Below are 12,581 nucleotides of genomic sequence, written 5' to 3'. Positions count from 1 at the left end.
CTAAATATTTAGTAGTCAATAACAATTAAATGGAAAAGCTATTATAATTCAATTGTGAAAATAATGAATATTTTCACAAAAAAGCGCTTTCCTTGATATTACTGAGGATTACGGCCTATGAAAAAATGACCAAGTGTGAAAAAGAAGGAGAAATTTTTTATGAAAATTGTCGTGATAGCTGATACCCATATGCCCAAAAAGTCCAAAAAGCTGCCTGAAAGGCTCCTGTGTGACCTGGAAACTGCCGACCTCATTATCCATGCTGGCGACTGGCAGACGTTAGATTTATACAATGAGCTGCAATCCTATGCACCTGTCAAAGGAGTGACAGGAAATGTGGATGGACTGGAAATGAAAGAACTTCTAAGTGAGAAACTCATCCTTGAAATCAATGGATACAAAATAGGCATTGTTCATGGACATGGAAAGAAACAGACGACTGAGAAAAGAGCGATCACTGCTTTTCAGGATGAAAAAGTGGACTGCATCATTTTTGGCCACTCTCATATTCCTAAGAACTATATGTTTAATGAGATTCTTATGTTCAACCCAGGTTCACCAACTGATAAACGTAGAGAAAAATATTTTTCTCACGGCATCCTTTCAATTGATCAGGAACTAAAAGCTAAGCATATCTTTTATAAAGATAAAATTTAACATTGTTAACTAATAAGCAGTTTACTCCTATTCTCGCCGAAATTCAAACAATGGGATTGAACGCCTAGAACTAAAAACGTAAAACGTTAAAATAGTTCATATAAAAAAAGCCAACATTAAATGTTGGCACTTTTTCCGTTCAAGAGGGTTATATTTTCACCATAAGAGAATACATGAAGAGAAATCGAGAGTCTCTAAATAAAATGTTTGAATTTTTAATATACAGGTGTTGATAGCTGACTGAAAGTTTGTTAGTATAAAACAAATTAAAAGGCTATGTGTAACTGGCGAAACGCGGATAACCGCGAGGGAGCACATAGTGTCGCAGCCGTTCGCCTGGGCAGAGGTAAGGAGATTTTTTCCCTTACCTCTTTTCTGTTTATTTGAGGAAGTATAGGGTGATTCGTAAGTTTCCTGCTTTACTTTTGGTAATGGATTAAAGAGAAAACCATCATAAAAAAGAGGAGAGAACAAAATGACGACAATCACGTTAGAAAAAGGAAAAACCATCAAAACCTTAAATAACATAGCGGAAAGCGGTCTGAAGGTATTCAGCAAAGGCAACTATGTTATAGACAACGACAGTGAAAATCCTGAAGCGATCGTTGTTCGCAGCTTTAACATGCACTCTTTAACATTTGGAGATGAACTCAAAGCGATTGCGCGGGCCGGGGCGGGAGTTAATAATATTCCGGTTGAACTATGTACTGAGCAAGGAATTGTTGTTTTTAACACTCCTGGAGCTAATGCGAACGCAGTAAAAGAAATGGTACTGACATCATTAATGGCTTCATCCAGGAACCTTTTTGCCGGTGTGGAATGGACAAAGTCTTTAGAAGGCGAAGGTAAACAAATTCCAAAACTTGTAGAAGCAGGAAAAAAACAATTTCTTGGAAAAGAAATTAAGGGAAAAACGTTGGGTGTAATAGGTTTAGGTGCAATCGGTGCACTTGTAGCGAATGATGCGCTTGATTTAGACATGGATGTAATTGGGTTTGATCCGTTCATCTCTGTGGATACAGCCTGGAACCTGTCCCGCAATGTAAAGCGTGCGATGACGCTTGAACAGTTATTTGCCGAATCAGATTATCTTACAGTACATGTTCCTTTAACGCCTGATACAAAAGAGATGTTTAATCAGAAAGCGTTCAATGTTATGAAACCGGGAGTCCATATATTAAATTTCTCTCGCGGAGAGCTTGTGAACGAAAAGGATATGGAAATCGCACTCGAAAATGGAACCGTCGGCCAATATATTACTGACTTTCCGAATGAAAATGTGCTGAAAATGAAAAATACTGTTCCGGTCCCGCACCTTGGAGCTTCCACGAAAGAATCAGAGGAAAATTGTGCCATTATGGCGACCCGACAGGTGAAGGAATTTTTAGAAACCGGAAACATCAGAAACTCCGTAAACTTTCCAAATGCCTCCCTTCCTTATACAGGAAAGCTGCGAGTGGCAGCTTTCCACGAAAACGTACCGAATATGGTGGGCCAGATCACACTGGCAGTATCAAGCTATAATTTGAACATCGCTGACATGGTGAACAGAAGCCGAGGAGGATACGCCTATACGATGATTGACATTGACAATAAGGTAAGCGGCGAGGTAATCCCTGGTTTAGAAAATAAGATCAAACAAATTGACGGCATCATTACAACCCGTTTGATCTAATAACAAATAGAATTGTAAAGAAAGCCTCAATTCCTTTAAGGAATTGAGGCTTTCTTTATATGGGTTCGCTATGAGCTTTATGAGAAGCCAATAAATAACGGTGTGTAAAAAATTCAAGGATTCCCAGAAAGACACTTGTTAACAGAGCGCCAAACCAAGTAACAGAAGCTTCCCATTGAAAGTTTGAGGCATAATAGAAAATGATACCGGATACCGCCACATCAATGAATACACTGATCCAAAGAGCCCCTTTGCGAAGGACAAAGTATTCGACTGCGACTCCAAGAATTGCAAGCGTCATTCCCACCACAATGATTTGCCAATAACTCTCGAAATGTACACCTGGAAAGAAAAAAGCAGCGACGAATAAAACAATGGGAATCGCAATAAGTTTTATGATCAAACTAGTCATATTTAACCTCCTGTCTGCTGATATTGTAACCACGATCTTTTGTCTCAATTCAGCAAAAAATATTGAGAGTTAGAAGTGTTGACTGAGAGGCAGAGATGTCTCTTTTTTATTTCTTTTTTTAAGTCTTTGTTAAAGCATAATGTTGATTGTAAAACATATTAAGGGGTGATCGCTGGCGGTTCAATCACACCCCATCATAAATCAACAACATTGACTAACAGACATTTTTTAAAGATATATCAAATAATATGTTGACATATATCAGGTATATCAATTAAGTTAATAGTGTAACCAATTTACTGAAAATTCAGAAAGGAGACTTTTTTTAGATTTTATTGTAAGCGCTGTCATCTTTACCTCTAAGAACCTACATACGAATATTTTTAAAAATTAGAGGAGGGTGTTGGAAATGAGAGTAAAAAGCTACAAAAAGCTGGCCGCAATTTCGGTTATCACTGGGAGTGTTCTTTTTAGCTCGGCTTGTTCAGATGCCAATTCTACTTCGGGGAGCAAAAAGTCGGGAGACAGCAACACGATTAGCATTACGTTCCGAGATGGGGGAGGAACGAACAAAGGACTGACCGATTGGCTAAACAATGACATTATTCCAGAGTTTAAAAAAGAGCATCCAAAAGCGAATATCAAGCTCTCTCCAATCAGCGCATCGGAAGGCGATTATTTTGCCAAAGTTGCTCTAATGCTCAAGTCCGATCAGTCAGCGCCAGATATCGTCACGGAAGATACTTTTATGGTGAATTCGGATGCGAGTGCGGGCTATCTTGAACCCTTGGACGATAAGCTGAAAGGCTGGGATGAGTGGAATCAATATATCGACAATGTTAAGAATGGTGTTAAAGCCCAGGACGGCAAAACGTATGGTGTCCCTTTTAATACCGATTCGCGAGGCCTCTGGTACAACAAAGAGCTTTTTAAGAAAGCTGGGCTGCCGGTACCATGGGAACCAAAATCATGGGACGATATCTTAACGGCGGCTAGAACCATTAAGAAGAAGGATCCAGGTGTTATTCCATTGTGGATGAACTCTGGCAAAGCCACGGGTGAAGGCACTTCCATGCAAACGTTCGAGATGCTGCTGTATGGTACAAAAGATCCGTTATACGATGAGGGCAAGGGAAAATGGATCGTGAACAGTCAGGGACTGCTAGATACGTATACATTCATCGATACCATTTATAAAGAAAAACTGGGTCCAAACTTGTCACAAGTACTAAACGGCCAGGGAGGCACCATTGCCTATACTCAATTGATGCCAAAAGGAAAGCTTGCGATAGGTTTAGACGGGATCTGGCAGGCAGGAAACTACCGAAAAGACGGACCCGCACCATGGCCGGATGCATTTAAAACACTGGGTTATACAGCCATGCCAACCCAAAACGGTGAAGAGCCTGGACAAACCTCAATGTCGGGAGGATGGGCATTTTCCATTCCAAAAAAATCAGATAACAAAGATCTATCTTGGGAATTTATTAAATTCATTTCTACTAAAGAAAATAACCTAAAATTATTGTTAAAAGAAAACAACCTTTCTCCGCGCGAAGACGTATCAAAAGAATCGGAATACTTAAACTTGCCGATGTTTAAAGAGGCTACTGAATTTCTGGAACACACCCATTTCAGACCGTCTGTCGATAAGTATCCTTCTGTTTCGACAGTCATCCAATCAACGGTGGAAGATGTGGTTACCGGAAAATCATCGCCAAAACAGGCAGTTGAAAACTATCAGAAAAATGTAACACGTGTTGTAGGCAAAGACAAAGTGATCGAAAGGTAACGTTTTCTGAAAAGGAGTGTTTTCTTTGGATGCAAACCCTGTGGTTTCTCCTTCAACATCTGTTGGAAGAACTTCATCACCTCATAAAAGCAACCATAAAAAGTTAGTAACATCGCTTCTCTTTTTACTGCCTTCCTGGATCTTGCTGCTCATCTTTTTTATCGGGCCGATCCTTTTAACCTTTTATTTTGCCTTCACCAACCTGTCTCTGACAGGGAGTGAGGCGCAAGCGACCCAATTCGTGGGCTTCAGTAACTTTGTGAACATGTTTCAGGATCCCAACTTTCGGATCAGCGTGATCAAAACGATTGTGTATTTATTGTTCTCAGCCATCGTGGGCCAGCAAATTCTTGGATTTATTCTGGCCCTGCTCATGAAAGAGAAAAATCCGGCATTCCGCCGGGTGATCGGTATCATCGTGATTGCCGGCTGGGTGACCCCAGAAATTGTCGTTGCTTTCTGCTGGGTAGCGTTTCTAAATGACAGCGGGACGTTGAACATGATTCTGCAGCAGATTGGTTTGAAACCGGTTGCCTGGCTTTTTACCTTTCCGATGACGAGTGTGATTATTGCTAATATTTGGCACGGCACCGCGTTTTCCATGCTTGTTTTTCAGGCCGCACTGGATGATGTGCCAAAAAGTATTGAAGAGGCGGCGGTCGTGGATGGTGCTTCACGGTTCCAGGTTCTTTATAAGATCGTACTGCCGATGATCAAAGGCTCTGTTGTTACGAACATGATCCTCGTTACGCTTCAAACCTTAGGCGTATTCACTTTAATTTATGCAATGACGGGCGGAGGGCCGGGCACATCAACACAAACATTGCCGATCTTTATGTACAATCAAGCCTTTGTCAACTATCAGCTTGGTTACGGTACTGCCATTTCACTTATTCTTTTATTAATCGGTGTGCTAGTAAGCCTTCTGTATTTAAAATCGATGAAAGTCAAAGTTTAGGAGGGAGATCGATGAAAAGAAAATCCATAAAGCTGGAAAGAACGTTGCCATACATCATTTTAACGGTGATAGGTGTTCTGTTTCTCCTTCCGCTTCTTTGGGTGCTTATCGCATCCGTCGATCCCAATGCCAACTCCTCCATTAAGGTTCCAACTGCCTTTACGGTGGATAATTTTAAAAGCGTCCTAACCAATCCGGTAAACATACGGGCGTTTATCATTGGATTGCTTCTTTCTTTGGGGCAAGGCCTGCTCGTGGTGCTGGTGGCAGGGCTGGCTGCTTATCCACTTTCTCGTTATCAGATGAAATATAAAAAGCATTTTATGTTTACGATTCTCTTTATGACCTCGCTGCCGATTACGGCTGTTATGGTGCCAGTATATCAGTTGTTTATTTATATGAAACTTCAAGACTCGCTATGGGGGACGATGTTCTTTTTAACAGCAGCCGGACTCCCTTATGCGATCTGGATGCTGAAAAACTTCATGGATGCTGTTCCACTGGAGCTAGAGGAATCAGCTTGGATTGATGGTGCCTCGGTATGGCAGGGACTGAAAAGAATTGTCGCGCCATTGATGATTCCAGGTATCTGTACGGTCGGCATTTTTACCTTTTCAGGCAGCTGGGGCAATTTCTTTGTACCGTATATTCTCATTCAGTCTCCAGAGAAGCTTCCTGCTTCAGTTACCATTTATCAGTTTTTTGGTAACTTTGGCATGGTAGAGTACGGTAAACTCGCCGCGTTTTCCATTCTGTATACCTTCCCGGCGATTGTTCTGTACATCTTTTCACAGCGCTTTATGTCTCAAGGCTTTAGCCTGGGCGGGGCTTCCAAAGGGTGACTGTGAGTGGAAGCAGGCAGGTTCGAAGATGGAGTTAACCGTTAGAATTGTCAGACCTTTCAGGTATAATCAATATGTATACACTGTTTTCCAGATATAGTATGCATATTTCTGTTTTTGGAGTGGTAACATGGAACCTTTATACAAGCAAGTCTATCAATCAATCAAGAAAAATATTATCAATGGCCAGTATGCAGCAGGAGATCGGGTACCTTCTGAAAAAGAACTATCAGACTCCTTTCAAGTTAGCCGTATAACCAGCAAGAAGGCGTTGGAGTTACTAGTGAGTGAAGGACTCGTGTTTCGCCAGCGCGGAAAAGGCACCTTTGTGTCTGAAGATTCAACAGACAACCCAGAAAATGACGTAAAAGAAACGAACAAGTTTTTAGTCGGATTGATTGTGCCTGACTTGGATGACAGTTATGTTTCAAAAGTGGTTTCCAGTATTGAAGAAGCAGCCAATCATCGCTGTTTCGTGATATTAAAACGTACAAATGGGTCAATCGATAAAGAGGCCGATGCCATCAGACAGCTGATCGACTTTGGAGTAGACGGGTTAATCCTTTATCCTGCACACGCTGAACATTATGGATCTGAGATTCTTAAAATGGTGATCACAGAATATCCGTTTGTGCTGATTGACCGAACCTTTAAGGGAGTGGCCGCGGCGTTCGTTTCGACGGATAATATTAGGGCTGCTCAACAGGGAATAAACCATTTATTCGAATTGGGGCATGAATACGTCGGTGTTCTGGGACCAGCCACTGCAGAAACGACGACCGTCGTAGACCGTTTTAACGGTATACTGCGCGCGTATGAAGAACAGAACCGAATCGTTAACCGGCAGTTATGGTGTTCTGATCTGAAAAAATCTTTGCCCTCCTCTATCAGCAAAGATATTAAACCAGAACATGATGTCGAGATCATCAAGGAACACCTTCAAAAGCACCCTGAGATCACAGCGATATTTGCCCTGGAATACAACATAGCGGTTCTTGCCAAACGTGCAGCCGAAGAGTTGGGTCTTCGTATTCCTGAAGATCTCTCAATCATCTGTTTTGATGCGTACGACAACAATTTAAGCGGCTGGGAGTTTACTCACCTTCGCCAAAACGAAAAAGAGATGGGAAGGCTTGCTCTTAACCGATTGCTGGAGATGATGAACGGCAGCTCTTCTATTAAAAAAGAGTTTTTGGACGTGGAATTAATAGAAGGAGATTCTACCCGTCCAATTCATTGAAAACCTTTTCAGTAATTTAAGCATTTCATGATAAAGAGGAGGAGTGATGAAAAGTGGTTTCCGTAGCGTTATTAAGCAGATGGCATGTTCATGCTGATGATTATGCGAGAGAGGCAAAAAGCAATCCATCCCTTTCGATTCAACGAGTTTGGGATGAAGATCCTTCCAGGGGAGAAAAATGGGCTGAAGAACTGGGAGTACGTTTTGAAAAAGAACTAGAAGCAGTGCTGCAAGACCCTGGTATTGATGCGGTTATCGTCAACACACCCACGAATTTGCACAAAGAAGTGATCATGGCAGCCGTTGCACATAAAAAACATGTTTTTACAGAGAAGGTGCTTGCGTTAACAACAGCTGACTGTGAAGAAATCTATGAGGCTGTGGCAAAAGCAGGTGTTAAGTTAACCGTCTCCTTGCCAAGGCTGACAACCAATTACTATTTATATGCACAGCACGCGTTAGATCAGGGGTGGATAGGGGAGCTGACATCGATTCGCTGCCGTCTGGCACATAATGGTGCGGTTCCTGAGAGCGGCAATGTAAATGGCTGGCTTCCTCCACATTTTTATAACAAAGATCAATGCGGAGGTGGAGCGTTAATCGACCTTGGTGCCCATCCCATCTATTTAACCAACCGGCTGGCAGGGCCTGCAAAAGCAGTAACGTCTATTTTTCAACAGAGTAATGAAAGAAATGTGGAGGAGAGTGCGGTGGTCCTTGTCGAATATGACTCAGGTGCGCTCGGAACGCTGGAAACCGGATTTTTATCGTATGGAAGTCCTTTTCAGTTAGAGGTTTACGGTACAAAAGGAGCCTTACTGATTGAAGAAAACGAAATTCGTCTAACTAGCAGACAGCTTGATCAAGAGGGCTGGGCCACACCACAGCAGTTGCCCGAAGCACTTCCGATGCCGATGGAACAATGGGCGGAGTCCATACTGAATGGAGGAGAAACGACGATTACGAAGGAAGATGTTTGCAGTCTTACCTTGATCAATGAAGCAGCAGCACGATCAAACGCTGAAGGAAGAAAGGTTTCAATTTCTGAAGTAAAAGAAGTTTTCTTAAATCAATAATCAAGGAGGAAGTTTTCGTGTATAAGAAAATACGGATCGGAATTATTGGATGCGGCGGGATCGCCAACGGAAAGCATATGCCAAGCCTTTCAAAGATTGACGAAGTAGAACTGGTTGCCTTTTGTGACCTGGAAGAAGAAAAAGCAAGAAAAGCGGCTCAGGAGTTTGGAACCGAGGATGCCAAAGTGTATCTCGATTACAAAGAACTTCTTGAGGATGAACGCGTTGACGTCGTACATGTTTGTACACCGAACCATTCCCATGCAGAAATCACGATCGATTCTCTTGAAGCGGACAAACACGTAATGTGCGAAAAACCAATGGCCAAAACAGCAGCTGATGCCCGTCGAATGGTCGAGGCCGCCAAACGAACAGGGAAAAAACTGACCATTGGCTATCAATATCGCTTCCGTGCAGACAGCTGGCATTTACATAAGCTGTGTGAGCGCGGAGATTTTGGAGATATCTATTATGCGAAAGCACACGCGATCCGCCGCCGTGCTGTACCAACATGGGGCGTGTTCCTGGATGAAGAAAAGCAGGGTGGGGGGTCACTGATCGATATCGGTACACATTCACTCGATATGACTCTCTGGATGATGAACAATTACGAACCGAAGGCAGTACTCGGAACGACCTATCACAAACTTGGCAAAAAGAAAGACGCAGCAAATGCCTGGGGTTCCTGGGATCCTGAAAAGTTTACCGTAGAAGATTCAGCCTTTGGCATGATCACCATGAAGAACGGAGCAACCATCTCGCTGGAAACGAGCTGGGCACTGAATACCTTACAGACAGGTGAAGCAATGTGTACCCTATGTGGAACAGAAGGCGGAGCCGACATGATGGACGGACTCAGGATAAACGGAGAAGACTTCGGCAAGCTATACACGAATGAGGTTCAGGTTGATGGAAAAGGAGTCGCATTTTATGATGCGGATGAAGAAAGCGATGCCGAGCATGAAGCAAGACTGTGGATCGACGCTATTCTGAACGACAAGGAGCCGGTAGTTAAACCAGAACAGGCTTTGGTGGTTACGGAGATTCTTGAAGCAATCTACGAATCTGCCAAATCGGGCAAGGCGGTTTATTTCGACGAAGAAGAGAAAGATCTGGACAAGTCTGTCAAAACAAATAAAATACTTCAATAAATTATACCGAAAAAGGCTGCAGGAATATCTGCAGCCTTTTGGGCGGTATCAAAGGAGATTGAACAGATGGGTGCAATACTTATCGCCGAGTTACTCTATTTACGTTCTTCTTTCTCTGTATTCCGATCATCCTTCATTAATGTCTTCATATCAATTTTGAGCATCCGATCCCTTGGATAGGTCCCGGTATACCGATATTTGTTCGCTCCTGATTCAAAGGAAACATAGAGATCACTTTTTACTAGCACTGCTCCTTCATTCATGGGAATCGCGGTGATACTTTCTATCGGTTTGGCGGTTTGTCCATCAAGGAACCAAAGAGGGACTTGCTTTTCCCCGAACGTAACGTATTGATTAGGCTCCTCTTTTAGCGGATCTTCGTATCGATAGAGAACACTATCGTTTGCCCGTCCATAGGAAGTAACTAAAGAGATCCCCTTCTTTTGAACAATGGCGCCCTGAACCTTTCCGATGGTGGAAAAGACATAATCCGGAGTTGCAGGTTCATTCGATGTTTGATTCCATTGTTCACTTGTCAGCATGTCTGTACTTGGTGTGAGCTTATAACCGACCATCCAGGCATATTGCATTTCTCCGGCACGGTTCACCTGGTGGTGTGCTGGATCCGTCGGGTAGCTGCTTGGCTCATAAAATTCACCAACCCATAGAATTTTTTTATCATCGTCATAGACATCATAAGCCGCTTCTACGGGAACATGAATCTGGTTCGTGAACGTAAGCTCATCATTATTTTGCGCCGCAACGATATCACTGATATTTAACGTATAGAGAAATTGTTCGGAAGAGATCCAAACATGGTCCATGCTTACAGTAACGCCTCCCGCGTGGCCGGTGTATGGTGTGCCGTCTTGGTTATACAATACAATGGATTTCACCAGTTTTTCAGATGTGGCATCAATCACGGATAGCGTTCCGGGCCTTCCATTATCCAAATAATTAATGGTAAATAACCAATCTTTTTTCTTGTAATAACCGAGTCCTTGCGGGACAAGATCCTGTACTAATCCAGGGATGATCGGGCCATCCTTGCTGATATCCCACAGTGTTTGATATTTTGGGTTTCTGTCATTGGATGATCTTTCTACCTGTGTAATGAGCTGATGTCCGGGTCTAACCGTTAGGGGGGCTGATTTCGCCGATTCATTTCCTGAAGTATCAACGGCAGTCATTTGCACGGTATAATCAAGATTGCCAATCAGCGAAGATATCGTAAATTCATGCTTGGATGGAGAGACGGAAAACTCTAAATTTCCATTCTTGTAGATATGATAGCGATAGAGGTCGGAATCCGGATTTGAATCCCAGCTTAGCTGCACTACACCGTTTCCTGCCTCTGCTTTGATATTGGAAGGAATGGAAGGTGCCGCATCGTCTTGTTTTGGTCTTGGAGGAGCTTGTGCCGATTCGACCCAGCCAGGTGTCGGATTTTGATTGCCGGATAACGTTTTCATCGTGATGCTTCCATTGGTTGGATAACCGAACATAATGGACTTATTTGCGGCTACTTGGTCACCGGTGTAATTCGCTTTAACGACTTCCTTTCCGCTCGGATCAAAAACGGATACCGTCTGGTTTTTGCTATTCACCAGGCCGCCAATATCTTCTATTCTTTGCAAGTGATCTTCCTCAATGTATTTACTAGAATAAGACGAAAAATAAAAGTGATTGAAGCCTTCCAATGTCATCGGCTGAGTTTCCTGCCTTCTCGTCCAGAACAGCATCGTATCCCACGGGCCGATTTTGGCTGCGTTATCAATTGTCTTGTTCCAGCCTCCTGTTTGAATGTGATAGTCTTGCAGATTGATCTCCTGATTGCTGTTATTATAGATTTCGATATACTCAAACGCATCATAACCCGCATAGTTATCCGTATCTGGAATGACCTCTGTAATCAATAGATTGGGTACTGCATTTTCAGCAGCATTTGCTTTAAACGCATGCAGTCCCCAATCATTTCCCATTGCCAGAACAAGCGTTGCAACATAGATGAGCCACTTCCTATACTTCAAACCTTTCATTCTTTCCCCTCCCCGGTCATATTTTGTTGATCCTATTCTTTCCAGATAACATTTAGAGAGGATAAACACACAAAAAAACCCCATGACATAGCATGTGCGGCAATAAATGCCGTACGAATGCATGTTCACAGGGTTCTCCGTATCTCTACCCGAAACACTAACTGTTCAAGTTATCTGATTATTTTTAATTATACATAAATTTGGAAGAGATAGCAACATAAACCGGGACGATCCAGAATAGTTTATATTAACCTGCTAAATGGTTCATCAATATTTTCAGTCGGTCATCTATAGTACATGATCAAAAGCTGTTTTCGTAAGCTCTGATGCTCTTGGGAGTAGTTGATTTCCGTTACAGGATGCTCGCTTTCCGTGGGGCGTGTGCTGAGCCCGTCGGCGCTAGCGCCTTCATGGTCTCACCTGTCACGCTCGTCCTGCAGGACAAGGAAGGCTTCGTCAGCGGTGCATCGCACGAAGAAAATGTGAAGTTCATTTTCGAGGAGTCTCGCACCTTGCACTACAATCAACTTGTCAATGAAGTTTTTTTACAACAATGTTCCCATAGCAACAATCTTTTAGAAAAGAGCATTTCCAAATAATAGTTGACAGACTCGTTTGAATATTGTATAAATTGTTTAGCAAATAAAAAAATAATGCATTGTGTAGATTTATGGCCGGAGATGAAGAGAAGCCATAGTCATTAAAAACATGTTACATGTTTTTTTGGCTATGGCTTTTA

At 42.6% G+C, this 12,581-nt stretch carries 10 protein-coding genes and 1 riboswitch; of the genes, 8 read left to right on the top strand and 2 right to left on the bottom strand.

The window, feature by feature from the left end:
• Positions 1-159 precede the first annotated feature (159 nt).
• Both LCY76_RS12730 and LCY76_RS12725 read left to right on the top strand, forming a co-directional pair.
• A complete protein-coding gene (locus LCY76_RS12730) occupies positions 160-657 on the top strand; it encodes a metallophosphoesterase family protein (RefSeq protein WP_248252955.1) in 498 nt (165 codons plus the stop codon).
• A gap of 270 nt (positions 658-927) precedes the next feature.
• A riboswitch (ZMP/ZTP riboswitch) is annotated at positions 928-1,006 on the top strand.
• 126 nt (positions 1,007-1,132) lie between these two features.
• The gene (locus tag LCY76_RS12725) at positions 1,133-2,332 is read left to right on the top strand and encodes a phosphoglycerate dehydrogenase (RefSeq protein WP_248252954.1); all 1,200 of its coding nucleotides are present in this window, start codon (positions 1,133-1,135) and stop codon (positions 2,330-2,332) included.
• A gap of 55 nt (positions 2,333-2,387) precedes the next feature.
• On the opposite strand, the gene LCY76_RS12720 is transcribed toward LCY76_RS12725, so the two are convergent.
• Entirely contained in the window at positions 2,388-2,744 is a 357-nt protein-coding gene (locus LCY76_RS12720) for a DUF2512 family protein (protein WP_248252953.1), read from the bottom strand.
• 409 nt (positions 2,745-3,153) lie between these two features.
• Here LCY76_RS12720 and LCY76_RS12715 point away from each other — a divergent pair, with 409 nt between their 5' ends.
• The 6 genes from LCY76_RS12715 to LCY76_RS12690 all read left to right on the top strand — a co-directional run bounded on the left by LCY76_RS12715 (position 3,154) and on the right by LCY76_RS12690 (position 9,803).
• Positions 3,154-4,536, top strand: coding sequence for an extracellular solute-binding protein (locus LCY76_RS12715; RefSeq protein WP_248252952.1), 1,383 nt, complete (start codon positions 3,154-3,156; stop codon positions 4,534-4,536).
• A 40-nt stretch (positions 4,537-4,576) separates the two neighbouring features.
• Positions 4,577-5,494: a carbohydrate ABC transporter permease gene (locus tag LCY76_RS12710; RefSeq protein WP_248254668.1), complete on the top strand. Its 918-nt coding sequence runs from the start codon at positions 4,577-4,579 to the stop codon at positions 5,492-5,494.
• Between the two features lie 11 nt (positions 5,495-5,505).
• Positions 5,506-6,336: a carbohydrate ABC transporter permease gene (locus tag LCY76_RS12705; protein ID WP_248252951.1), complete on the top strand. Its 831-nt coding sequence runs from the start codon at positions 5,506-5,508 to the stop codon at positions 6,334-6,336.
• Between the two features lie 130 nt (positions 6,337-6,466).
• Positions 6,467-7,576: a GntR family transcriptional regulator gene (locus LCY76_RS12700; protein WP_248252950.1), complete on the top strand. Its 1,110-nt coding sequence runs from the start codon at positions 6,467-6,469 to the stop codon at positions 7,574-7,576.
• A 53-nt stretch (positions 7,577-7,629) separates the two neighbouring features.
• Positions 7,630-8,652 (top strand): Gfo/Idh/MocA family protein, encoded by a 1,023-nt coding sequence (locus tag LCY76_RS12695; RefSeq protein WP_248252949.1) that lies wholly within the window; start codon positions 7,630-7,632, stop codon positions 8,650-8,652.
• A gap of 17 nt (positions 8,653-8,669) precedes the next feature.
• Entirely contained in the window at positions 8,670-9,803 is a 1,134-nt protein-coding gene (locus tag LCY76_RS12690) for a Gfo/Idh/MocA family protein (protein WP_248252948.1), read from the top strand.
• 95 nt (positions 9,804-9,898) lie between these two features.
• Here LCY76_RS12690 and LCY76_RS12685 read toward each other — a convergent pair whose 3' ends face one another.
• Positions 9,899-11,842 carry a lamin tail domain-containing protein gene (locus LCY76_RS12685; protein ID WP_248252947.1) on the bottom strand — a complete coding sequence of 648 codons (1,944 nt, stop codon included), beginning with the start codon at positions 11,840-11,842 and terminating at the stop codon, positions 9,899-9,901.
• Positions 11,843-12,581 lie beyond the last annotated feature (739 nt).

It is taken from the genome of Fictibacillus marinisediminis, assembly GCF_023149135.1.
Classification (GTDB): domain Bacteria; phylum Bacillota; class Bacilli; order Bacillales; family Fictibacillaceae; genus Fictibacillus_C; species Fictibacillus_C marinisediminis.
The sequence above is the reverse complement of the archived record's forward strand: the minus strand, read 5'-3'. Positions and strand labels throughout refer to the sequence as shown.